This window comes from Pseudomonas sp. 1L-C-7-B-C1, assembly GCF_057291635.1.
On record NZ_JBXAWH010000002.1, the window covers coordinates 339,108 to 363,120 of the forward strand.

Sequence of the window (24,013 nt, forward strand, 5' to 3'; positions counted from 1 at the left end):
GAAGCTTCCAACTGCTCTTACACTACACAGTGTAGTTTCAAGCTTGCACGATGGGCAAAGAGAAGTAAACTGCCCGGTGTAATTTTCCTGCCGGGCGGCTGAGTCGTCCGCGTCACCTCACAGAAGCGAATTCATGACTGCCCCATTGCGACTGACCGACCGTAAACGCGAAGCCATTGTTCAGGCGGCGATAGCCGAGTTCCGCGATAACGGTTTCGAGGTCACGAGCATGGACCGGATTGCAGCACGGGCCGAGGTCTCCAAGCGCACGGTTTACAACCACTTCCCCAGCAAGGAAGAACTGTTCTCCGAAATGCTTCACCGCCTGTGGTCCAGTGCCGCGACGCAGACTGATGCGGTGTACAAGCCCGGGGTTCCCCTGCGAGATCAACTGCACGAATTGCTCGACGCGAAGATGAAGACCCTCGGCGACAGTAACTTCATTGACCTGGCTCGCGTGGCCATCGGCGCGACCATCCACTCTCCCGACCGCGCGCAGGTCTGGGTCAGCCGGCTCAATCAACGGGAAGAAACCTTCACCGTCTGGGTCCGCGGCGCCCAGCAGGACGGCCGCCTCAAGGCCGTCGAGCCGGTGTTCGCCGCGTCGCAGATTCATGCGCTGCTCAAGGCCTTTGCTTTCTGGCCGCAAGTCACCCTCAACGAACCCCTGCTCGCGCCGGACAAGCAGCGCGAAGTGGTCGAGTCTGCGCTGGACATGTTCCTCTGCTGGTATGAAATCCCGCTCGATAAATCCTCGATCTAAACCCGCCCGTTATCCATGGCCGCCGTGACGCGCTCGACAATCTGCCGACGTGCGAGCAACCCCTGCATGGCGCGATCAGTGGCGACGGCAAGGATATTGGCGGGTGCCGAGTCCGGGCGGCCCGAATCGTAGGGCGGTGCCGGCGCGTACTCCAGCTGCAGCTGGATGGTCCGGGCGGTATCGGCGTCGAACACTTCGCTGATCAGCGTCAGGGCAAAATCAATCCCCGCCGTCACGCCGCCGCCGGTCATCAGGTTGCCGTCGCGCACCACGCGCTCGCGTACCGGAATCGCGCCGAACTGCTCCAGCAACGAATGGGACGCCCAGTGAGTGGTGGCGCGGCGGCCTTTCAACAGTCCTGCCGCACCGAGCACCAGCGCGCCGGTGCAGACCGACGTCACGTATTGCGCCGTGGCGGCCTGATGCTGAATGAACGCCAGGGTTTGCGCATCTTCCATCAATACGTCGACGCCTACCCCGCCCGGCACGCAGATCACATCGAGGTCAATGCAGTCGGCGAAGGTAGCGGTCGGTACCAGGGTCAGGCCGGTGCTGGACTGCAGCGGCTCGAGGTTCTTCCAGACCAGATGCACGACCACGCCAGGCATGGTGGCAAAAACATCGTAAGGGCCAGTGAGGTCCAGTTGCTGGACGTTGGGGAATACCAGCAGGCCGATATGCAGGGTCATGGTGTGTTTCCTTGTACGAGAAGTGATACATCTGACGGTATGAAGTGACGCTGCCGATGGGACTCGGGCCAGCGCCTGGACGAAACCACTGTAGCGAGCTAGCCTCTGGCGGATACGCCATAAAGCCAACAATTCACGCCAATCTTTACAGCGAGAGCGCCATGCCTCATCAGCCCCGGCCGGTTCATGTTCTGGCTTTTCCCAACGTTCAGTTGCTCGACGTCACCGGACCGCTGCAGGTGTTTGCCTCGGCCAACGTCATGGCGCACGAAGCCGGCCTGAAAAAAATCCCCTACCGGCCCGAAGTCATTGCCAGCGAACCCGGCAGCATCGTGTCTTCCGCCGGGCTCGGCCTGCTCACTCACCCGCTGCCGTCCACGCCCTCGGACACGCTGATCATCGCCGGTGGCGGAGGGGTCCATGCTGCGCTGCTGGACCCGGTTCTCGTGGCCTGGGTGCGAACGCAATCCCTCAGTGCCCGGCGCGTGGCGTCGGTGTGCACCGGCGCATTTTTGCTGGCGGCCGCCGGCGTGCTGGACGGCCATCGGGTGGTCACCCACTGGGACAGTTGCGAAGAACTGGCGCGGCGTTTTCCGCACCTGCGCGTCGATCCGGACCCGATCTTCATCAATGAGGACAAACTGTGGACGTCCGCCGGGGTGACGGCGGGGATTGATCTGGCACTGGCGATGGTTGAAGCGGACCTGGGGCGGGACATCGCGCTGGCGGTCGCGCGGGATCTGGTGGTGTTTCTCAAGCGCCCGGGTGGGCAGTCGCAGTTCAGCACGGCATTGTCGATGCAGCACCAGACCCGCGATCAAGGCAGCCGCTTTGGCGACCTGCACGCCTGGATTCTCGACAATCTGGCCAGTGACCTGTCGGTTGCCACACTGGCGGCGCAGGTGGGCATGAGCGAGCGCAGTTTCGTCCGCCACTACCGCGCCCACACCGGCAACACGCCGGCTCGCGCGATCGAGCAATTGCGCGTCGAAGCGGCGCGGCGTTTGTTGGGAGACAGCGCGCTGCCGATCAAGCGCATCGCCGACCGCTGCGGGTTTGGCACGGAAGAGACGTTGCGGCGCAGCTTCATGCGCGCGGTATCAGTGACGCCCCAAGCGTATCGGGAACGGTTCACTGCGGCATGAAGCAGCTGCGGATAAACCGCCTTCGCGAGCAAGCTCGCTCCCACGAGTCCAACGAACTGGCCGAAATTTCGAGTGGGCTCAGATCCTGTGGGAGCGAGCTTGCTCGCGAAGGCTGACTGTCAATCACCAGAGAAAGTGGCTGGCTGTCCTGGCCCCTGCGCGAGCAAGCTCGCTCTCACGAAATTGGCTGGTCGAAAGACAAAACATCAGCGAGAAATTAATTTTCATTAATTGATCTTTTTATCCTATTTCGTGTAATTTAATTTTCATCACGAAATCAGAGATAACAATAATGACTGCCTGTGATCGTCCCGCCCCCGCTTCTCTTTCGCCGATGATGGCGCTTGCAACACCCACTGCCGAGTTTGTCTTCACCGCCTGGTTGCGCACTGGTTAATCCGCTGGGATTAACCCCTTACGGCGGGCCAGCCCCGTCGCCACCAAGCCCTGACCTCCTCATTCTCAGCAAGGAATCCGTTGCATGCCTCCTTCAACCGGCCTGTCTCTGTTGGTCTACGCCGCCGTCGCGATCATCGCCCTGATCGTGCTCATCGCGCGCTTTCGTCTCAATCCGTTCATCGTCATCACCCTGGTGTCCGTCGGCCTCGCGCTGGTCGCCGGCATGCCGGCCAATGCTGTCGTCGCGTCCTACGAGGGCGGCGTTGGCAAAACGCTGGGACACATTGCGTTGGTGGTGGCGCTGGGCACCATGCTCGGCAAAATGATGGCCGAGTCCGGCGGCGCCGAACAGGTAGCGCGCACGATGATTGACCGCTTCGGCGAGCGTAACGCCCATTGGGCGATGGTATGCATCGCGTTTCTGGTGGGACTGCCGCTATTCTTCGAAGTGGGTTTCGTGCTGCTGGTGCCGATCGCGTTCACCGTTGCGCGCAGGGTCGGCGTGTCTATTCTGATGGTCGGCTTGCCCATGGTCGCCGGCCTGTCGGTGGTCCACGCCCTGGTGCCGCCGCATCCTGCGGCGATGCTGGCGGTGCAGGCGTACCAGGCGTCGGTCGGCCAGACCCTGTTCTACGCCATCCTCATCGGCATCCCCACCGCGATCATTGCCGGCCCGGTCTACGCTCGCTTCATCGTGCCGCACATTCATTTGCCCGACGAAAACCCGCTCGCCAAACAGTTTCTCGACCGTGAACCCCGCGCCCAGCTGCCAAGTTTCGGCATCACCATGGCAACCATTCTGCTGCCGGTGGTGCTGATGCTGCTGGGTGGCTGGGCCAACCTGATTTCCACGCCGGGCAGCGGCTTCAACAGCTTCCTGCTGTTCATCGGCAACTCGGTAATCGCGCTGCTGCTCGCCACGTTGCTAAGCTTCTGGACACTGGATATCGCCCAGGGCTTTTCCCGCGATTCGATCCTCAAGTTCACCCAGGAATGCCTGGCGCCAACGGCCAGCATTACGTTGCTGGTCGGCGCAGGCGGCGGTCTGAACCGGATTCTCGTCGACAGCGGCGTGACCAACGAGATCGTCGGCCTGGCGCAGGACTTTCACCTGTCGCCGCTGTTGATGGGCTGGCTGTTTGCGGCATTGATGCGCATCGCCACCGGCTCGGCCACCGTGGCAATGACCACGGCCTCCGGCATCGTGGCCCCCGTGGCGCTTGGCCTGGGCTATCCCCATCCGGAGCTGCTGGTGCTGGCAACCGGCGCCGGCTCGGTGATTTTTTCCCACGTCAACGACGGCGGGTTCTGGCTGATCAAGGAGTATTTCAACATGACCGTGGCACAGACCTTCAAGACCTGGACGGTGCTGGAGACGCTGATTTCGGTGATCGCTTTCGTGCTGACCCTCGGGCTGGCGCAGGTGATCTGAGTGGACATTCTTTACCAGATCCGCGCCCGTCAGGAGTCGTTCAGCGCCGGCGAAGGCCGCATCGCCAGACTGGTGCTCAGCGACGTGGCGTTTGCCGCCAGCGCCAGCCTCGACGACCTTGCCGCCCGCGCCGAGGTCAGCAGTGCCACGCTGTCGCGCTTCGCCCGCACCGTGGGCTGCAAGGACTTGCGCGACCTGCGCTTGCAACTGGCTCAGGCCAGCGCCGTGGGCAACCGCTTCCTGACCGCGGAGCAGGCGCCGGAACAGTCGGCGTTTTTCAGCCAGATCGTTGGCGACATCGAGTCGACCCTGCGGCAGCACCTGGCTGGATTTGACGAGTCGCGCTTTCAGGCGGCGGTGGCCCTGCTGGCGCCGGCGCGGATGATCCACAGCTTCGGCATGGGCGGCGCGTCCAGCCTGTGCAGCGAAGAACTGCAGACCCGGCTGGTGCGGCTCGGTTATCCGATTGCCGCCAGCCGCGACCCGGTGATGATGCGGCTCATCGCCGCGACCCTCGGGCCCGAGCACAGCGTGATCGTCTGCTCCCTGAGCGGGCGCCCCCCTGAACTGCTCGACGCAGTGGATCTGGCCCGTAGTTACGGCGCGAAGATTCTCGCCATCACCCTGCCCGGCTCCCCGCTGGCGGAACGGGCGGATGTCCTGCTGCCGCTGCAGATCGCCGAAACCCATTTCATCTACAAACCCACCGCCGCGCGATACGGCATGCTGCTGACCATCGACGTGCTGGCCACCGAACTGGCGCTGACGGCGCCCGACGCCAACCGCGAACGGCTAAGGCGGATCAAGCTCGCCCTGGATGACTACCGCGGCGGCGACGACGGCCTGCCCCTTGGAGACTGACTTATGCTTTACGACCTGATCATTCGCGACGCGCTGGTGATCGACGGCAGCAATACGCCGGGCTACCGCGCCGACGTGGCCCTGCGCGACGGCCGCATCCAGCGCATCGGCGACCTGCACGACGTCTCCGCCCGCGAAGAAATCAACGCCGACGGCCGCGTGCTGGCCCCGGGTTTCATCGACGTGCACACCCACGACGACACCGTGGTGATTCGCCAGCCGGCGATGCTGCCGAAAATCACCCAGGGCGTGACCACGGTGATCGTTGGCAACTGCGGCATCAGCGCCTCACCCGTTTCCCTGGCGGGGGATCCACCGGATCCGATGAACCTGCTGGGCCCCGCTTCCGCGTTCGTGTATCCGCGCTTCATCGACTACCGCAATGCAGTGGACGCGGCGCGGCCGGCGGTCAATGTGGCGGCGCTGATCGGCCACACCGCGCTGCGCAGCAATCACATGGACGATCTTTTTCGAACGGCGCGCGCTGATGAAATCAGCGCCATGCGCGGGCAATTGCGCGACAGCCTGGCGGACGGCGCGCTGGGGCTTTCTACCGGTCTGGCCTATGCCTCGGCTTTTTCGGCCGAGACCGACGAAGTCAAACAACTGGCCGAGGAGCTGACAGCGTTTGGCGCGGTGTACACGACGCACTTGCGCAGCGAGTTCGAGCCGGTGCTGGAGGCCATGGACGAGGCGTTCGAGATCGGCCGTCACGCCAGATCGCCAGTGGTGATTTCCCACATGAAATGCGCTGGCGCCGGCAATTGGGGCCGCAGCCCGCAATTGCTGGCGTCCCTGGAAAACGCCGCGCTGAGCCACCCGGTGGGCTGCGATTGCTACCCCTATGCGGCCAGTTCTTCGACGCTGGATGTGAAGCAGGTCACCGATGCGTTCCCGATCACCATCACCTGGTCAACGCCACACCCGGATCAGGGCGGCCGTGATCTGAAAGACATCGCCGCCGACTGGGGCCTTTCACTGGTGGACGCCGCGCGAAGGCTGCAGCCGGCTGGCGCCGTGTATTACGGCATGGACGAGAACGACGTGCAGCGGATCATGAAGCACCCGCTGTCGATGATCGGTTCGGACGGCCTGCCGGAAGACCCGTTCCCGCACCCGCGCCTATGGGGTGCGTTCCCTCGGGTGCTGGGGCATTTCAGTCGGGACGTAGGGCTTTTCCCGCTGCACACCGCCGTGCACAAGATGACCGGCCTGACCGCAACGCGCTTCGGGCTGACGGATCGCGGTTTTGTGCGCGAAGGGTATTGCGCGGACCTGGTGCTGTTCAACGCTGACACCGTGCGCGATGTGGCGGATTTCAAAGAGCCCAAGCGCCCGGCGGAGGGGATTGATGCAGTGTGGGTCAACGGGCATTTGAGCTATGCCGAGGGCAAGCCTCAGGGGGAACGGCAGGGACGGTTCTTGCCGCGAAGCGGATCGCTGATGGGCGGGTTTAGCTAAGCTTTGTAGGACTGGCTTTAGCCGGGAAGACGTCAGGCGGCACACCGCAAATCTGAGCTGTACACACTGGCCTCTTCCCGGCTGAAGCCGGTCCTACTAAAAGCACGCGGTCTGTAGGAGTGGCTTTAGCCGGGAAGACGTCAGGCGGGACAACGCAAATCTGGGCTGCACACACTGGCGTCTTCCCGGCTGAAGCCGATCCTACTAAAAGCATGCGCTGTGTCCGTAGGACTGGGTTCAGCCAATCACCACCCCACGGCATTCGCCAAACCCGATGCTCACTTCTCCGTCCTTGCGGCAGCGCGCTTTGAGGATCACCTCATCGCCTGCCTCCAGAAAGGTCCGTGTCTCGCCGTTGGACAACTCGACGGCGCGCTTTCCGCCTTCGGTCATTTCCAGCAGGCTGCCAAGCTGGCCGGGCTGCGGGCCTGACAAGGTGCCGGTGCCGAACAGATCGCCGGCTTGCAGCTTGCAGCCGTTGACGCTGTGGTGAGCCACCATCTGCGCAACGGTCCAGTACATGTTCAACGTGTTGCTCAGGGACAGACGCTGGGGCGCGACACCCTGCTCTTTCATGCGCGCGGTGAGCAGCAGCACTTCCAGCTCGATGTCCAGCGCGCCGCCGGCCTGATCCTGCTCGTCGAACAGATAGGCCATCGGCGGCGGGTCACCCTCGGGACGCGCGGGTTGGGCCGTCCGAAATGGCGCCAGCGCCTCGGCCGTGACCACCCAGGGCGAAATGCTCGTCGCAAAACTCTTCGACAGAAACGGCCCCAGCGGCTGGTATTCCCAGGCTTGCAGGTCCCGGGCCGACCAATCGTTCAACAGACAGAAACCGGCGATGTGCTCGCCCGCCCTGCCGATGGCGACAGGTTCGCCCGCCTCGTTGCCCTGCCCGATCCACACGCCCACTTCCAGTTCGTAATCCAGACGTTTGCTCGGCCCGAAATCCGGCGCCTCGGCACCCGGCTTCAAGGTTTGCCCGCTGGGGCGCTTGACCGGCATCCCGGACACACCCAGGGTCGAGGCCCGCCCGTGATAGGCAATCGGTACGTACTTGTAGTTCGGCAACAGCGGATTGTCCGGGCGGAAAAGCTTGCCGACGTTCATCGCGTGATGAATGCCGACGTAGAAATCAGTGTAGTCGCCGACCTGCGCCGGCATGTGCATCTGGCAGTCAGCCATCGGCACCAGCAGACGCTCGCCCATGGCCTGCAAGCGCTCACGTTGCAGGCTTTTTTCGTCGAGCAGGTGCAGCAGTTCATGGCGCAACGCCTGCCGGGACGAACCGCCCAGGGCGAAAAAGTCGTTCAGTTGCCCCTGGCTGGCGGCTTCGACTGCCACGCGCGCGGCGCCGTTGAACAGGCTGGCCTCCAGGGCCGTTTGCAGGTCCAGAATGAAATCACCGATCGCGACGCCGCCGCGCTTGCCGAAACCGGGGCGGCTGAACACGCCCAGCGGCAGGTTTTGCAGGGGAAAGTCGGGATGGTCGTTGGCGCTGGCAACCCAGCTGCGCAGGTGCTGTGAAATGCTCATCGTTGGCTGTCCGTGTCGAAAGGCTTGAACGTTCTGGCGATGCCATCCCAACAGGCATCGTAATCGCTTTGCAGCTGTGGGCTTTCCAGCGCGTGGTAGCTGGGGCGCAGGACCTTGCCGGTCTCGAACATGAACGCCATGGTCTGTTCGATCTTGTGCGGCTTGAGCTCGGCGGCCATGGCCTTCTCGGCGCTGGCATTGTCCGGGCCGTGGGCGCTCATGCAGTTGTGCAGTGATGCGCCGCCGGGCATAAAACCTGCGGCCTTTGCGTCGTAGGCGCCATCGATCAGGCCCATGAATTCGTTCATCAGGTTGCGGTGAAACCACGGCGGCCGGAAGGTGTTTTCCGCCACCATCCAGCGCGGTGGGAAGATCACGAAATCGACGTTAGCCTGACCGTCGACAACGCCCGGCGAGGTCAGTACGGTGAAGATCGACGGATCGGGATGGTCGTAACTCACCGTGCCCAAGGTGTTGAACAGGCGCAGGTCGTATTTGTACGGAACGTTGTTACCGTGCCACGCGACGACGTCGAAGGGGGAATGACCCAGCGTGGTCGCCCACAGTTCGCCGAGGAATTTCTGCACCAGCACGGTGGGCTGCACGCTGTCTTCAAAATAGGCGTGGGGCACCTGGAAATCCCGGGGATTGGCCAGGCCATTGCTGCCGATCGGACCCAGGTCAGGCAGGCGCAGGGCGCAGCCGTGGTTCTCGCAGAGATAGCCTCGCGCGGCGCCGTCGAGCAACTCGACGCTGAACTTCAAACCCCTCGGCAGCACGGCGATTTCCTGCGGCTCAAGCTCTAGCAGGCCCAATTCGGTGGTGATGCGCAGGCGACCCTGCTGGGGGACGATCAGCCATTCGCCATCAGCGCTGAAGAACGCGCGCTGCATAGAAAGGTTGGCGGTGTAGACGTAGACGCTCACGCCCTCGGCCTGCTCGGCAGACGAGGTGCTGGCCAGCGCGTGCAGGCCGTCGATGAAATCGGTGGGTTCGGCGGGGATGTCGAACGCATTCCAGCGCAGGCGATTGGGGGTGACGGGGCCTTGCTGTTGACCGGTAATCTGCCGCTCAAGTCGCTGAAAACGAGGGTGCGCGGCAGACGGTTGAATACGGTAGAGCCAGGTGCGCCGGGCTTCGGCGCGAGGGACGGTGAATGCGGTCCCGGAGAATTGCTCGGCATAAAGGCCCAGCGGGTGGCGCTGGGGGGAGTTCTGCCCGCGGGGCAATCCGCCCGGCATCGCCTCGCTGCTGAATTGATTGCCGAAGCCGCACTGGTAGCGCATGGAGTCGGAGCGGGGTGCTGTCGACATGACGACCTCTTATTGTTTTTATCGTAAGCGTGTTACGCATAACGTAATTTGAGTTTGCAGAAGGGTCAAGCTATAAAGCAGCCTTTCCAGACCGGGGGCCTCCCTTGCCATGACCGACGATTCCACCCCCGCCGCCGCGCCGCGCCAGCAGAAAGTCCAGTCGGCTGAAGTCGGCGTCGGCATCCTCAAGGCGCTGGCCGAACTGGCCCCCGCCACGTCGCTGTCGAAACTCGCCGAGTACGTCGACATGCCGGCCAGCAAGGTGCATCGCTACCTGCAAGCGCTGGTGGACAGCGGCTTTGCCGAGCAGGACCCGGCCAACAATCATTACCGACTGGGCCGTTCGGCGTTACAGGTCGGCCTGGCCGCACTGAGCCAACTGGATGTACTGAAAACGTCTGCCCCAGCCCTGATCGCACTGCGCGATGAACTCAACGAAACCTGCTTTCTGGCGGTGTGGGGCAACAAAGGCCCGACGGTGGTGTACGTCGAGCAGTCGCTGGGGGCGGTCACCCTGGTCACACAGATCGGTTCGGTGCTGCCACTGCTCAGTTCGTCCACCGGGCTGGTGTTCGAGACCTTCTTGTCTGCGACTGAAACCGCCGGGTTGAGGGAGGCGGAATCGGCATCGTTGGACGAGGCGCAGTTGCAGGAGATTGATCGGCACCTCCAAGAGATCCGCAGCACCGGGGTGCATCAGATTCATGGGATGTTGATGGCCGGGGTCAACGCAGTGTCGTCGCCGGTGTTTGCCATGGGCAACAAGCTGGTGGGTGTGGTGACGGTGGTGGGTTCGGCGTCAGTATTTACCGATCAGCGTCAGGCCCTCGCTGCACAGAAACTGCTGCAGACGGCCCAGGCGATCAGCGCGCGGATGGGTGGGGAAATGCCGCGACTGGCGTGATTCTTCAGGATCATGGTCATACTGTAGGAGTGAGCTTGCTCGCGAAGACGTTGGTACAGCCGCTAAATCTTCAGTGGCCGGATTGGCGTCTTCGCGAGCAAGCTCACTCCTACAGGTATCGTGTTAACACGTGACTACGAGGCGTCAGCCTCACTCCTACAGGTATTGCGTTAACACATGACTACGAGGCGTCAGCCTCAATCCACCGCCAACACGCCCCGGCGCACTTGATCCCGCTCGATCGACTCGAACAGCGCCTTGAAATTGCCCTCGCCAAAGCCGTCGTCACCCTTGCGCTGGATGAATTCGAAGAACACCGGCCCCATCAGGGTTTCCGAGAATATCTGCAGCAGCAGTCGCTTGCTTGCGCCGTCGGAATTGCCGTCCAGCAGAATCCCCCGCGCTTTCAGCTCGTGCTCCGGTTCGCCGTGGTTGGGCAGACGGCCTTCGAGCATTTCGTAATAGGTGTCCGGCGGAGGGGTCATGAAACGCATGCCCAGCGCCTTGAGCCGGTCCCAGGTGTCGATCAGGTTTTCGGTGAAGAACGCGACGTGCTGAATGCCCTCGCCGTTGAACTTCATTAAGAACTCTTCGATCTGCCCGGCGCCTTTGGACGATTCCTCGTTGAGCGGGATGCGGATCATGCCGTCCGGCGCTGTCATCGCTTTCGAGGTCAGGCCGGTGTACTCGCCCTTGATGTCGAAGTAGCGCAGCTCACGGAAATTGAACAGCTTCTCGTAGAAGTTTGCCCAATAGGCCATCCGCCCGCGATAGACGTTGTGGGTCAGGTGATCGATGAACTGCAGGCCGGCGCCCTTGGGGTGACGGTCGACGCCTTCGAGGTACACGAAATCGATGTCGTAGATTGAGGTACCTTCGCCGAAACGGTCGATCAGGTACAGGGGGGCGCCGCCAATCCCCTTGATCGCCGGCAAACGCAATTCCATGGGCCCGGTGCCGATCTCGACAGGCTGCGCGCCGAGTTCCAGCGCGCGCTTGTAGGCCAGTTGCGAGTCCTTGACGCGGAACGCCATGCCGCACACGGAAGGACCATGCTCCGCCGCGAAGTAGGACGCTTCGCTATTGGGCTCGTTGTTGAGGATGATGTTAATCGCGCCCTGGCGGTACAGCGACACGTTCTTGGAACGGTGTTGGGCGACTTTGGTGAAGCCCATGATCTGGAACACAGGCTCCAGCACGTTCGGGGTCGGCGAGGCGAATTCGATGAACTCGAAGCCCATCAGGCCCATTGGATTTTCGTAGAGATCAGTCACGGTCTTGCTCCTGCTGAAAAGTGAGAGGCACAGCGGCTCGGATCACGATTCAGCGGGTGGCGCGCAGGAAATCCCCCGCACGGTGCGGGCGAGGAAGTCGCCGAAGATCAATTGCAGACCGAAGCTTTTCATGGGGGAAAGATTACTCCGGCTTGTCCGATTGCGCATCGGGATGGGCGGTCTGAAACGCCGGATGCTGCAACGCCAGCGCTTCGACCCGGCAAATACGCGGGTACGGGCTCATGTCGACGTTGAAGCGTCGCGCCGCATACACCTGAGGCAGCACATACACATCGGCCAGGCCAACCGCGCCAAAACAAAACTCAGCATCGCCAATCAGGGCCTCCACTGCGGCGAAGCCTTCGTTGATCCAGTGGCCGATCCACGCCTTCACATCGCCTTCGTCGTGACCCATGCCGCGCAGGCGATTCAGCACCGCCACGTTGTGCAACGGATGAATGTCGCAGCCGATCAGGGCGGCAACCTGCCGATGGCCCGCGCGGGCGAGCAGCGCTTCGGGGAGCAATGGGAATTCGGGGGATAATTCTTCGAGGTATTCGATGACCGCCATGGACTGGATGATCACCTCACCGCCATCCACCCTCAAAGCGGGAACGCGGCCCTGGGGGTTGATCGCCAGGTAGTCGGGCCGGTGGTGTTCACCGCCGTCGCGGATCAGGTTGACCGGCAGTGCGTCGAACGCAAGACCTTTCAGCGCCAGGGCAATGCGCACCCGGTAGCTCGAAGTCGATCGGTAGTAGGTGAAAAGATCCACGGGAAAGGCCTGTTATTGTTGTTTTGGTTTTCACTACGGCGTAAGCGACTTACGCAATGCGTAAACTGCGGCAATGCGGGATGGCTGTCAAGTTCAGCTCCAGCTGGCTCAAGCCCAGCCCTCCAGCCGCAGAGTGGCGCGCACCAGCCGTTGCTCCTCGCTTTCGATCTCCCGCAGGTTGTCGCAGATGTTCTGGATGTGCGCCACAGCCGCCTTGCGCGCCTGCTCGGGCAAGCGCCCGGTGACCGCGTTGTAAAGCCGGGCATGATGACGGTCGATCTGCCGCTTCTGGGCTTCACGGTGATAGAGGTTGTTGACCGAAGCGAACACCGTGTTGAGCAGTAGATCTGTCAACGAACGCAGGGTCTGCACCAGCACCGGGTTGTGGGACGCTTCACAGATGGCCAGATGAAACGCATGGTCGAGACGGGCGTGTTCGGACGCCGGCATCGGGTGGTCATGGCCGGCCACCAACGCGTTGTAGGCCCGGGTGATCAGCACAAAATCCGCGTCGGTGCCACGCAACGCTGCCAGCCGCGCGGACTCCCCCTCCAGCAGGCTGCGCACCTCGAACAGGTCGTACAGCGTGCGCGGCTGGGAGGCGAACAAATGCATCAGCGGCGAGGCAGCGGTCAGCCCGAGCCCACCCATCTGTGCGACGAACGAGCCCTTACCATGACGGGTTTCGATGATGCCCCGGGCGCGCAGCAACTGCAGGCCCTCGCGCAGGGCGGTGCGCGACACCCCGAGTTTTTCGGTCAGTCGCCGCTCGGAAGGCAACAGCTGACCGACCTTGAGCACCCCGTCGACAATCAGCCGCTCAATGCGCTCGCTGACGACATCGGCGACCTGCTGCGGGCGCTGGGTTTGGGTAGTTTCCATGGCTAAGTGTTCCTCGGGTTAGCGCTGGGTCCAGTCCGTTCGGTCGAATCGATCCGTAGAAGCCGGCTTGCTGGCAAACACATTTTTTCAGTCGCATCCCAACAAACTGGATTGCCCGGTTCCCCGACAAGCCAACTGCTACAACGGGCCCCGCACTGGTATGACCGCGGATATCAACCTGAACAGCAAAGAGCGCGACCAGCGCTATCTAGTTGATATTCAAGTTTATTAGCCGAAAATTTCCTGATCCCGCATCGCGAAACTGGTTCGACCACTTCTCCAGCCGGTAGACACTAAGCCCCGCTGAGCCAATGATGCAAGCTAGCCATTCACGTTCCGCCACGGAACGGGCCTCCAATAAAAACAAGACAGGGTTGCGAACCCACCATGAATATCCTGTATGACGAACGCGTCGACGGCGTTCTGCCGGCCATCGACAAACAACAGCTGCTCCAAGCGCTGCAAACCCGCCTGCCCGATCTGGACATCCTCCATCGGGAGGAAGAATTGCGCCCCTACGAATGCGACGGTCTCTCCGCCTACCGAACGACGCCGATGCTGGTGGTGCTGCCCCAGCGCATCGAGCAGGTGCAGACGCTGCTGAAGGTCTGCCACGAGCGCGGCGTGCCGGTGGTGGCCCGTGGTGCCGGGACCGGACTGTCCGGCGGCGCACTGCCGCTGGAAAAAGGCGTGCTGCTGGTGATGGCGCGCTTCAACAAAATCCTGCATATCGACCCCGCCGGGCGCTTTGCCCGCGTGCAGCCTGGCGTGCGCAACCTGGCCATTTCCCAGGCCGCGGCGCCCTATGACCTTTATTACGCCCCTGATCCCTCCTCGCAGATTGCCTGCTCCATCGGCGGCAACGTCGCGGAAAACGCCGGGGGCGTGCATTGCCTGAAATACGGCCTGACCGTGCATAACCTGCTCAAGGTCGACATCCTGACGGTCGAGGGCGAGCACATGGTGTTGGGCTCCGACGCGCTGGATTCGCCGGGCTTCGACCTGCTGGCGCTGTTCACCGGTTCCGAGGGCATGCTCGGCGTGATCACCGAGGTCACCGTCAAACTGTTGCCCAAGCCGCAAGTCGCACGGGTGTTGCTGGCCGCCTTCGACTCGGTGGAAAAAGCCGGGCGCGCGGTCGGTGACATCATTGCCGAGGGCATCATCCCCGGCGGCCTGGAAATGATGGACAACCTCGCCATTCGCGCCGCCGAAGACTTCATTCACGCCGGCTATCCGGTGGACGCCGAAGCCATCCTGTTGTGCGAACTCGATGGCGTGGAAGCTGACGTACACGCCGATTGCGACCGGGTTCGCAGGGTGCTGGAAAACGCCGGGGCGACCGAAATCCGTCAGGCCAAGGACGAAGCCGAACGCGTGCGCTTCTGGGCCGGGCGCAAGAACGCTTTCCCGGCAGTCGGTCGGCTCTCGCCGGATTACTACTGCATGGACGGCACCATTCCGCGTCGGGAATTGCCCGGCGTGTTGAAGGGCATTTCCGCGCTGTCGGAGGAATACGGACTGCGGGTCGCCAACGTTTTCCACGCCGGCGACGGCAACATGCACCCGCTGATCCTCTTCGATGCCAATCAACCCGGTGAACTGGACCGCGCCGAAGCGTTGGGCGGGAAGATTCTGGAGCTGTGCGTGAAAGTCGGCGGCAGCATCACCGGCGAGCACGGCGTAGGCCGCGAAAAGATCAACCAGATGTGTGCGCAATTCAACAGTGACGAGCTGACGTTGTTTCATGCGGTAAAAGCCGCTTTCGATCCGGCCGGCACCCTCAACCCCGGCAAGAACATCCCGACCCTGCACCGCTGCGCCGAATTCGGTGCCATGCACGTGCACATGGGCAAGCTGCCCTTCCCTGAACTGGAGCGTTTCTGATGGATGCCCAACGTCAGCCGCCCTTCGTGGCCCAGGAGCGCGATGCCAGCGATGCGCTGCTGGAACAGGTCAACCAGGCGATTCAATCCGCCCTGCCGCTGCGCATTCAAGGTGCCAACAGCAAGGCATTTCTGGGTCGCGAGGTGGCAGGTGAGGTGCTCGACACCCGCCGCCACTGCGGCATCGTCACCTACGACCCGACCGAGCTGGTGATCACCGCCCGCGCCGGCACGCCGTTGTCGGTGCTGAACGCCGCGCTGGAAGACGCCGGTCAGATGCTGCCCTGCGAGCCACCCAGCTACAGCGATGGCGGCGCAGGTGATGGAACCGTCGGCGGCATGGTCGCCGCAGGCTTGTCCGGGCCACGCCGGCCATGGTCAGGCTCGGTGCGGGACTTTGTGCTGGGCACGCGGGTGATCACCGGCCTGGGCAAGCATCTGCGCTTCGGCGGCGAGGTGATGAAGAACGTCGCCGGCTACGACCTGTCACGCCTGATGGCCGGCAGTTTCGGTTGCCTGGGCCTGATCACCGAAGTCTCATTGAAAGTCCTGCCCAAACCGAGGCTGTGCACCAGCATCGCACTGGAGATGGACAGCGCCACCGCCCTCGCCCGCCTCGCGCAGTGGGGTCAGCAACCGCTGCCGATCAGCGCCGCCAGCCACGACGGCCGCGTGCTGCGCTTGCGCCTTGAAGGCGGTGAAGGTTCAGTCGCGGCGGCCCATGACCGCCTCGGCGGCGAATCCATCGACCCGGCTTACTGGCGCGCGCTGAACGAACACCGCCTGGATTTCTTCACCGATGGCCGGCCGCTGTGGCGCGTGTCATTGCCCGTCAGCACGGCGGCGCTGGACCTGCCGGGGGATCAATTGATCGACTGGGCCGGTGCGCAACGCTGGCTCAAATCCGACGCCAGCGGCAGCGAGATTCGCCGCATCGTCAGCGCTGCAGGCGGTCACGCCACCTGCTACAGCCACGGCCTCGATGACAGTCCTTTTCAGCCGTTGGCCACGCCCTTGCTGCGCTACCACCGCCAGCTGAAGGCGCAACTCGATCCGCACGGAATGTTCAATCCGGGCCGAATGTACGCGGAGATCTGAACCATGCAGACGACCCTGAGCGAACACGCCAAAAGCCTGCCCCGTGGCGAAGAAGCGGAAAGCATTCTGCGCAGCTGCGTGCACTGCGGTTTCTGCAACGCGACCTGCCCGACCTATCAGCTGCTCGGCGATGAGCTGGATGGGCCACGCGGGCGCATTTACCTGATCAAACAAGTGCTGGAAGGCAAGGAAGTCACCGAGAAAACCCAGCTGCACCTGGACCGCTGCCTGTCCTGCCGCAACTGTGAAACCACCTGCCCTTCCGGCGTCGACTACCACAACCTGCTGGACATCGGCCGGGAAGTGGTCGACGCCGCCGTGCCGCGCCCGCTGGGCCAACAATTACTGCGCGACAGCCTGCGCGCCGTTGTTCCCAATGCCGGGCTGTTCAAATCCCTGACCCAGTTGGGTAACTCCTTCAGGCCACTGCTGCCCGGCGCATTGAAGACCAAGCTGCCCGGCAACATCCGCCCGGCCAAGGCGCGGCCGACCGGGCAACATGCACGGCAAATGTTGATTCTCGAAGGCTGCGTGCAACCCGGTTTGTCGCCCAACACCAATGCGGCCACGGCGCGGGTGCTGGATCGGCTGGGCATCAGCATCACATCCATCGCCCAGGCCGGTTGCTGCGGCGCCGTGGATTACCACTTGAACGCCCAGGAACAAGGCCTGCAGCGGGCGCGACGGAATATTGATGCGTGGTGGCCGAGCATTCAGGCCGGTGCCGAAGCCATCGTGCAGACCGCCAGCGGCTGCGGCGCCTTCGTCAAGGATTATGGCCACCTGCTGCGCCACGACCCGGCTTACGCGCAAAAAGCCGCGATGATCAGCGAGCGCACCAAGGATCTGGTCGAAGTGCTGCGCGCCGAACCCCTGGAGCAGCTCGGCGGTTGTACCCGCCAGACCCTGGCCTTCCATTGCCCGTGTACGCTGCAGCACGCGCAGAAACTCGGCGGCGCCGTCGAGTCTGTGCTGACCCGGCTGGGCTTCAATCTCACACCGGTGCCCGACAGTCACTTATGCTGCGGGTCGGCCGGCACCTATTCGATCACCCAGCCGGTGCTGGCGAAACAGCTGCGGGACAACAAGATGAATGCGCTGGAAAGTGGCAACCCGGACGTGATCGCGACGGCCAACATTGGCTGTCAGACTCACCTGGCCAGCGCCAATCGCACGCCGGTCAAACACTGGATCGAACTCATCGAGGACGCGCTGCCTCCAAGTTGATTGCAGGCGCCCTGGCTCCGTATCAGACCGACACGCATGACACCCCTTGCCCTTCAGGAGAACTGCATGAAAACCAAATCCGTACTGACCCAGACCGAAGTCACCCAGATCCTCGCTGCCGCCCGTACCGAGGCGCAGAACAACGGTTGGGCGGTGTCCATCGCCGTGACGGACGACGGCGGTCACCTGCTGGGCTTCGAGCGCCTGGACGGCTGCGCGCCCATCGGCGGCTATATCGCCATCGAAAAAGCCCGCACCTCGGCGCTGGGGCGTCGCGAATCCAAGGGTTATGAGGAAATGGTCAACGGCGGCCGCACCGCATTCGTCACTGCCCCGCTGCTGACGTCGCTGGAAGGCGGTGTACCGGTGATCATCGATGGCCAGACCATCGGCGCCGTGGGTGTGTCCGGCGTGAAGGGCGACCAGGATGCGCAAGTGGCCAAGGCCGGGGTGGCCGCGGTAAGCGCGCAATAACGCCACCCGCGATAACCCTCTACGCGCCGGCGCCCAAGGGTGCCAACCCCTATTCACGATGGAGACCCCAGATGACCGAATTCGTCAATTGCCACAACCTTAAAGTGGCGGCCAACCTCAAGCGCTTTGTCGACGAGGAAGTGATTCCCGGCACAGGCCTGACCCCGGAACTGTTCTGGGCCGATTTCGACTCGCTGGTCCATGACCTCGCCCCGGTCAACCGGGAGCTGCTGAAAGAGCGCGACCGCATACAGGCTCAACTGGACAAGTGGCACAAATCCAACCCTGGCCCGGTCACCGACATGCCGGCGTACATCGCCTTCCTCGACAGCATCGGCTACCTCAAGCAGGTGCCGGCGGAGGTCAAGGTTTCCACTAACAAGGTGGACATCGAAGTCAGCGAGCAGGCCGGTCCGCAACTGGTGGTGCCTGCCGCCAATGCCCGTTACGCCCTGAACGCCGCCAACGCGCGCTGGGGTTCGCTGTACGACGCGCTGTACGGCACCGATGCCATTTCCTCGGCCAACGGCGCCGAAATCAAAGCGGGCTACAACCCGTTGCGGGGCGAGAAGGTCATCGCCTTCGCCCGCGCCCTGCTGGATCAAGCCGCGCCCCTGGCGTCCGGCACCCATGTCGGCGCCAAGGCCTATGCGGTGGACAGCGGCGAATTGCTGGTCACCCTCGCCGACGGCAGCCAGTCGCGCCTGGCACAGCCCGAGAAATACGTCGGCTATCAGGGCGAGCCGCGCCAGCCGAACGCAATCCTGCTGAAGAACAACGGCCTGCACATCGAAATCCAGATCGACCCCGCCAGCCCGATCGGCGCCACTGACCCGGCCGGGATCAAGGACCTGCTGCTGGAAGCTGCGCTGTCGACCATCATCGACTGCGAAGACTCTGTCGCCGCGGTCGATGCCGACGACAAGCTGGTGATCTACCGCAACTGGCTGGGGTTGATGAAGGGCGACCTGACCGAAGCCCTGATCAAGAACGGCAAGACCATCACCCGTCGCCTGAACGCCGACCGCCAATACACGGCGGCCGACGGCAGCGCGATTACCCTGCACGGTCGCTCGCTGCTGTTCATCCGCAACGTCGGCCACCTGATGACCAACCCGGCGATCCTTTACGACGGCAATAAGGAAATCCCCGAAGGCATTCTTGATGGCGTCATCACCAGCCTGATTGCCTTGCACGACCTGCACAACCGCACCAACTCCCGCGCCGGCAGCGTCTACATCGTCAAACCGAAGATGCACGGCCCGGACGAAGTGGCGTTCGCCGACACGCTGTTCAGCCGCATCGAGGACGCGCTGAAGATCCCGCGCAACACCCTCAAAATGGGGATCATGGACGAGGAGCGGCGCACCAGCGTCAACCTCAAGGCGTGCATCGAAGCCGCATCCTCTCGGGTCGCCTTCATCAACACCGGTTTCCTTGATCGCACCGGCGACGAGATGCACAGCTCGATGGAAGCCGGGCCGATGCTGCGCAAGGGCGACATGAAAGCCACGCCGTGGATCAAGGCTTACGAGCGCAACAACGTGCTGGTCGGCCTGGCGTGCGGGTTGCGCGGCCGTGCGCAGATCGGCAAAGGCATGTGGGCGATGCCGGACCTGATGGCCGACATGCTGGAGCAGAAGATCGCGCACCCGAAATCCGGCGCGACCACGGCGTGGGTGCCCTCGCCGACCGCCGCTACCCTGCACGCACTGCATTACCACAAGGTGGACGTGAAAGCGGTGCAGCAGGAGCTGGAACAGGTCGATCTCGAAAGCATCAGCGAAGACATTCTGCTGGACCTGCTGAGCATCCCCGTCGTCGAAAAGGCGGAGTGGAACGAGGATCAGATTCGCGAAGAAGTGGAAAACAACGCTCAGGGTCTGTTGGGCTATGTGGTGCGCTGGGTGGAGCAAGGCGTTGGCTGTTCGAAGGTGCCGGACATCCACAACGTCGGCCTGATGGAAGACCGCGCGACGCTGCGCATTTCCAGCCAGCACATCGCCAACTGGCTGCGCCACGGTGTGATCTCCGAGGACTATGTGAAAGATGCGTTGAAACGTATGGCGAAGGTGGTCGATCGACAAAATGCCGGGGACTCGGCTTACACGCCAATGGCCGGCAATTTCGAAAAGTCAGTGGCCTTCCAGGCCGCCAGCGCGCTGGTGTTTAAAGGCAGCGAACAGCCGAGCGGCTACACCGAACCGCTGTTGCATGAATTCCGGTTGGCGTTCAAGAAGGAGCATTGATCGAGCGGAAGCGCTGGGGATTTTGAAGTGGGGGTGACTTGCTCACGAATGGGCTGGGTCAGCAGCACTCAGGCTGGCTGACAGAATGCCTTTGCGAGCAAGCTCGCTCCCACAGGTTCAGCGTCTGACTCAAGCTTTGGGGTGGATGGAGGATTTGTGGGAGTGACCGGGGTGGCGTTCCACCTTGCTCACGAAGGTCCTAAGTGCTTTCTCGCACCACCAGCTCAAACCCGAGATCAACCTGCGCCTCATGAACCGTACCGTCCAGCAGGCCGAGCAACAGTTGCGCGGCGCGCTGGCCGACCTGTTCGCGCGGGGTTCGGATGGAGGTCAGGCGCGGGACCATGTGCGCCGAACCCGGCAGGTCGTTGAAGCCGATCAGCGAAACCTGTTCCGGAATGCGGACGCCCCGTCGCAGGGCCTCCAATGATGCGCCCTGGGCCAGGTCGTCGTTGCAGAAAAACACCCCGTCGACGTCCGGATGTGCTTCCAGCAATCGGGCAAACAGCTCACTGCCCAGACCGATGGACGACGGCAGCGGCGACGCCATTTGCAATGCCTCGTCATACAGCCCTTCCTGCTCCAGCACGCCGCGAAAGCCAACGCCCCGTTGAATCACCCGTGGATCGAGCTGCGCCGATACGTACGCCAATCGCTTCCGGCCACGGCTCAACAAATGACGCGCCGCCTCGGCACCTGCCTGTTGCTGGGAAAACCCTACGCATGGCTCGGCGCGGGTCGGGTCGAGTTCCATCATGTGCACGCACGGCACGCCACTGGCGGCGAGCAATTGCTGCGCCGCCACGCTGCGGTCGAAACCGGTCAGCAGAATCCCCCGAGGCCGGTGGGACAGATGACTGCGCAGCAGGTTCTCTTCTTCTATAGGCGAGTAGTGATAGTTACCGATCACCACTTCAAGCCCGCGCGGGCGCAAGACCGTCTGAATGGCTTCGAGGGTTTCGATAAACAGTTGGTTGGACAGCGACGGCACCAGCACTACCACCGACTGACTTTGCGAAGACGCCAGGGCCCGTGCAGCAGGATTGGCGACATAGCCTAGACTCAGCGCAGCAGCGCGGACTTTTTCCACCAACTGCGGTGCCACGGTGGTCACGCCACGCAAGGCTCGGGACGCGGTAATCGGCGAGACGGCGGCCAGTTTGGCGACTTCATTAAGGGTGGGACGACCGGTGGAACGGGAACCAATACGTGTCATGCGTTGCCAACTGATTGGAAGAAAGCTGAGGGGGTTGCGATTGTGTGGGATGGGCTCTAAGGTAGCGCTATCTCACGGAGGCCCGCAACTTTTCGATCGATTCCACGACCGGGTTTTTGCATCTCATGGATCAGCGAGATACCCATAACAATGACTACACCTGGAAACAGTCTCGCCGGACTTGCACACCATTCGGCGAAGACAGCGCTGTCTCCGGGACGAGGTTTTTATGACTACTGCTCCACATGCTATTTCCGCCATCGTGGTAATGGGTGTTTCCGGCTGCGGCAAGAGTGCCGTCGGCGAGGCCATCGCAAACAACAGCGGCGGCCGCCTGATCGAGGGTGATGCGTTCCATCCTCAAGCCAACATCGACAAGATGAGCGCGGGCCATCCGCTTGACGACAACGATCGCGCCGGCTGGCTGACCCGCCTCGGCGAAGAAGTTGCCACCGCCTTGAAGAACGGCGAAAAACCCGTTCTCACCTGCTCCTCCCTCAAGCTCATCTACCGTGACCGTCTGCGTGCGGCCGTGCCGGGGTTGGGTTTCGTGTTTCTGGAGCTGACCAAAGAACTCGCCACCGAACGCTGTTCCCATCGCCCGGGGCACTTCATGCCGGCCAGTCTGGTCGACAGCCAGTTCGCGACCCTCGAACCTCCTTACAACGAGGACCGCACACTGGTGGTGGACGCGACCAAATCCATCGAGACCATCGGTAAGGAAGCGGCCACCTGGTGGAGCGAGTCCAGCGCCGAGCCACAAACCCCATCTGTCACCGCGCGCACCGGCTCTTGATCCTCGATCAGGCGTGAGCGACAAAGGTAGCGCTGTCTCTGATGACGCTGCCCTCGCTTCACAGGGCAGAGAGCAACAGCGTCAAGCAGTAGCTCCAAAAAAACAAAATACAACGGAGAGACACCCCCATGTTCGGCATGACTCAAGACACGTATCTGCTGGTCGATGCGTTGGTGACCATCATTGGCCTTGTGCTTTTGATCACCAAGTTCAAAGTCCACCCCTTTATTGCATTGACCATCGCGGCAGGTTTTCTCGGGCTGACCTCCGGGATGCCGGTCGAAAAAGTGATGAAATCATTCCAGGACGGTTTCGGCGGCGTGCTGGGTTTCGTCGGCATCATTCTTGGCCTGGGCACCATGCTCGGCAAGCTGATGGCCGATTCCGGCGGTGCTGACCAGATCGCCCAGACGTTGATCCGTCGCTTCGGCAAGGACCGCGTGCACTGGGCCATGATGTTTTCGGCGTTTCTGGTAGGCATCCCGCTGTTCTTCGAAATCGGCTTTGTGCTGCTGATCCCGCTGGTGTTCATCGTTGCCCGTCGCAGCGGCGTGTCCATCGTCAAGATCGGTATCCCGTTGCTGGCAGGCCTGTCGGCCGTCCACGGTCTGGTGCCTCCGCACCCGGGTCCGTTGCTGGCCATCGGCATCTTCAACGCAGACATCGGCAAGACCATTTTCTACGGTCTGATCGTGGCCTTCCCGACTGCCATCATCGCCGGCCCGATCTACGGCAAGTGGATTGCCCAGCGCATTCCGGGCAACCCGTCGAAAGAACTGATGGATCAGATTGCCAAGGAGTCGACCAACGACAACCTGCCAAGCTTCGCCATTACCCTGGTGACGATCCTGCTGCCGGTGTTCCTGATGCTGCTCAAGACGTTTGCCGACGTGGCGCTGCCAGCCGGTCACATCTTCCGCATCTGGATGGACTTCATCGGTCACCCGATCGCTGCCCTGCTGTTTGCCCTGCTGCTGGCGTTCTACACCTTTGGTTCGGCACGTGGTTTCAGCCGCGACCACATCATCAAGCTGCTCGACCAGAGCCTGGCGCCCGTCGCCGCAATCGTGCTGATCGTCGGTGCCGGCGGTGGTTTCAAGCAGATGCTGGTGGACAGTGGCGTCGGTAACCTGATCGGCCACATGGCCGTGCAGGCGCAGATCTCGCCGATTCTGCTGGCGTGGCTGGTGGCTGCGGTCATCCGTATCGCTACCGGTTCCGCGACCGTCGCCACCATCACCGGTGCCGGGATTGTTGCGCCGGTGGTCGGCATGGTGCCGGGCGTGAACCGTGAGCTGCTGGTACTGGCGACCGGTGCCGGTTCGCTGATCCTGTCCCACGTGAACGACGCGGGCTTCTGGCTGGTCAAGCAGTACTTCAACATGACCGTGTCCGAGACGCTGAAAACCTGGACCGTGATGGAAACCATCCTGTCGGTCGTGGGCATCATCCTGATCATGCTGTTATCGATGGTGGTCTGATGGGTTGATCGCGGCAAATTGACGCTGCGATCCTTGCCGCTGTTCCCATGCCCACCTCTACGGTGGGCATGTCATTTCTGACCCACTCAAAGCGCTCACCACCGCTCTGCTGATGACGCCACCCGAGTCTTCGGTGCAGCCCAGCCGGGCCT

Annotated in this window: 20 protein-coding genes; 13 read left to right on the forward strand and 7 right to left on the reverse strand. The window is 62.6% G+C overall.

Annotation, left to right across the window (positions count from 1 at the left end):
- Positions 1-133 precede the first annotated feature (133 nt).
- Positions 134-763 (forward strand): TetR/AcrR family transcriptional regulator, encoded by a 630-nt coding sequence (locus AC0Z8Z_RS04770; protein ID WP_485618112.1) that lies wholly within the window; start codon positions 134-136, stop codon positions 761-763.
- Here the strand turns inward: AC0Z8Z_RS04770 and AC0Z8Z_RS04775 are convergent.
- Positions 760-1,452: a DJ-1/PfpI family protein gene (locus tag AC0Z8Z_RS04775; protein ID WP_485618114.1), complete on the reverse strand. Its 693-nt coding sequence runs from the start codon at positions 1,450-1,452 to the stop codon at positions 760-762. The genes AC0Z8Z_RS04770 and AC0Z8Z_RS04775 overlap by 4 nt on opposite strands.
- A 161-nt stretch (positions 1,453-1,613) precedes the next feature.
- On the opposite strand from AC0Z8Z_RS04775, the gene AC0Z8Z_RS04780 reads away from it, so the two are divergent.
- The 4 genes from AC0Z8Z_RS04780 (at position 1,614) to AC0Z8Z_RS04795 (ending at position 6,750) form a co-directional block, all read left to right on the forward strand.
- Positions 1,614-2,597 carry a GlxA family transcriptional regulator gene (locus AC0Z8Z_RS04780; protein ID WP_485618115.1) on the forward strand — a complete coding sequence of 328 codons (984 nt, stop codon included), beginning with the start codon at positions 1,614-1,616 and terminating at the stop codon, positions 2,595-2,597.
- Between the two features lie 481 nt (positions 2,598-3,078).
- Positions 3,079-4,428, forward strand: a complete 1,350-nt coding sequence (locus tag AC0Z8Z_RS04785; protein WP_485618117.1) for a GntT/GntP/DsdX family permease — start codon at positions 3,079-3,081, stop codon at positions 4,426-4,428.
- Entirely contained in the window at positions 4,429-5,289 is an 861-nt protein-coding gene (locus AC0Z8Z_RS04790; protein WP_122537988.1) for a MurR/RpiR family transcriptional regulator, read from the forward strand.
- A gap of 3 nt (positions 5,290-5,292) precedes the next feature.
- On the forward strand, positions 5,293-6,750 hold the full coding sequence (locus AC0Z8Z_RS04795; protein WP_485618119.1) for an N-acyl-D-amino-acid deacylase family protein: 1,458 nt from the start codon (positions 5,293-5,295) through the stop codon (positions 6,748-6,750).
- A gap of 237 nt (positions 6,751-6,987) precedes the next feature.
- Here AC0Z8Z_RS04795 and fahA read toward each other — a convergent pair whose 3' ends face one another.
- Both fahA and hmgA read right to left on the reverse strand, forming a co-directional pair.
- The gene (gene fahA / locus AC0Z8Z_RS04800; RefSeq protein WP_485618121.1) at positions 6,988-8,286 is read right to left on the reverse strand and encodes a fumarylacetoacetase; all 1,299 of its coding nucleotides are present in this window, start codon (positions 8,284-8,286) and stop codon (positions 6,988-6,990) included.
- Positions 8,283-9,599, reverse strand: coding sequence for a homogentisate 1,2-dioxygenase (gene hmgA, locus AC0Z8Z_RS04805; RefSeq protein WP_485618123.1), 1,317 nt, complete (start codon positions 9,597-9,599; stop codon positions 8,283-8,285). Before hmgA ends, fahA begins: the two co-directional genes overlap by 4 nt.
- Positions 9,600-9,708: 109 nt before the next feature.
- On the opposite strand from hmgA, the gene AC0Z8Z_RS04810 reads away from it, so the two are divergent.
- Positions 9,709-10,503 (forward strand): IclR family transcriptional regulator, encoded by a 795-nt coding sequence (locus AC0Z8Z_RS04810; RefSeq protein WP_485618124.1) that lies wholly within the window; start codon positions 9,709-9,711, stop codon positions 10,501-10,503.
- A gap of 197 nt (positions 10,504-10,700) precedes the next feature.
- Here the strand turns inward: AC0Z8Z_RS04810 and hppD are convergent, their stop codons facing one another.
- The 3 genes from hppD to glcC form a co-directional block, all read right to left on the reverse strand.
- Positions 10,701-11,777, reverse strand: coding sequence for a 4-hydroxyphenylpyruvate dioxygenase (gene hppD, locus AC0Z8Z_RS04815; protein WP_485618126.1), 1,077 nt, complete (start codon positions 11,775-11,777; stop codon positions 10,701-10,703).
- A 142-nt stretch (positions 11,778-11,919) separates the two neighbouring features.
- Positions 11,920-12,552: a maleylacetoacetate isomerase gene (gene maiA / locus AC0Z8Z_RS04820; RefSeq protein WP_485618127.1), complete on the reverse strand. Its 633-nt coding sequence runs from the start codon at positions 12,550-12,552 to the stop codon at positions 11,920-11,922.
- A gap of 108 nt (positions 12,553-12,660) precedes the next feature.
- Positions 12,661-13,434, reverse strand: a complete 774-nt coding sequence (gene glcC, locus AC0Z8Z_RS04825; protein ID WP_172611613.1) for a transcriptional regulator GlcC — start codon at positions 13,432-13,434, stop codon at positions 12,661-12,663.
- Between the two features lie 387 nt (positions 13,435-13,821).
- On the opposite strand from glcC, the gene glcD reads away from it, so the two are divergent.
- The 5 genes from glcD to AC0Z8Z_RS04850 all read left to right on the forward strand — a co-directional run bounded on the left by glcD (position 13,822) and on the right by AC0Z8Z_RS04850 (position 20,368).
- Positions 13,822-15,321 carry a glycolate oxidase subunit GlcD gene (glcD, locus tag AC0Z8Z_RS04830; protein WP_485618129.1) on the forward strand — a complete coding sequence of 500 codons (1,500 nt, stop codon included), beginning with the start codon at positions 13,822-13,824 and terminating at the stop codon, positions 15,319-15,321.
- On the forward strand, positions 15,321-16,418 hold the full coding sequence (gene glcE, locus AC0Z8Z_RS04835; protein WP_485618131.1) for a glycolate oxidase subunit GlcE: 1,098 nt from the start codon (positions 15,321-15,323) through the stop codon (positions 16,416-16,418). The genes glcD and glcE overlap by 1 nt, the downstream gene beginning before the upstream one ends.
- 3 nt (positions 16,419-16,421) lie before the next feature.
- Positions 16,422-17,645 (forward strand): glycolate oxidase subunit GlcF, encoded by a 1,224-nt coding sequence (gene glcF / locus AC0Z8Z_RS04840; RefSeq protein WP_485618132.1) that lies wholly within the window; start codon positions 16,422-16,424, stop codon positions 17,643-17,645.
- A 66-nt stretch (positions 17,646-17,711) separates the two neighbouring features.
- On the forward strand, positions 17,712-18,119 hold the full coding sequence (locus AC0Z8Z_RS04845) for a heme-binding protein (protein WP_485618133.1): 408 nt from the start codon (positions 17,712-17,714) through the stop codon (positions 18,117-18,119).
- 71 nt (positions 18,120-18,190) lie between these two features.
- Positions 18,191-20,368 carry a malate synthase G gene (locus AC0Z8Z_RS04850; RefSeq protein ID WP_485618134.1) on the forward strand — a complete coding sequence of 726 codons (2,178 nt, stop codon included), beginning with the start codon at positions 18,191-18,193 and terminating at the stop codon, positions 20,366-20,368.
- A gap of 199 nt (positions 20,369-20,567) precedes the next feature.
- Here the strand turns inward: AC0Z8Z_RS04850 and gntR are convergent, their stop codons facing one another.
- A complete protein-coding gene (gntR, locus tag AC0Z8Z_RS04855; protein WP_485618135.1) occupies positions 20,568-21,584 on the reverse strand; it encodes an HTH-type transcriptional regulator GntR in 1,017 nt (338 codons plus the stop codon).
- Between the two features lie 268 nt (positions 21,585-21,852).
- Between gntR and AC0Z8Z_RS04860 the strand changes: the two genes are divergently transcribed.
- Together AC0Z8Z_RS04860 and AC0Z8Z_RS04865 are read left to right on the forward strand one after the other, a co-directional pair.
- Positions 21,853-22,380, forward strand: a complete 528-nt coding sequence (locus AC0Z8Z_RS04860) for a gluconokinase (RefSeq protein WP_163023182.1) — start codon at positions 21,853-21,855, stop codon at positions 22,378-22,380.
- A 128-nt stretch (positions 22,381-22,508) separates the two neighbouring features.
- Positions 22,509-23,861 carry a GntP family permease gene (locus AC0Z8Z_RS04865; protein ID WP_122537960.1) on the forward strand — a complete coding sequence of 451 codons (1,353 nt, stop codon included), beginning with the start codon at positions 22,509-22,511 and terminating at the stop codon, positions 23,859-23,861.
- Positions 23,862-24,013 lie beyond the last annotated feature (152 nt).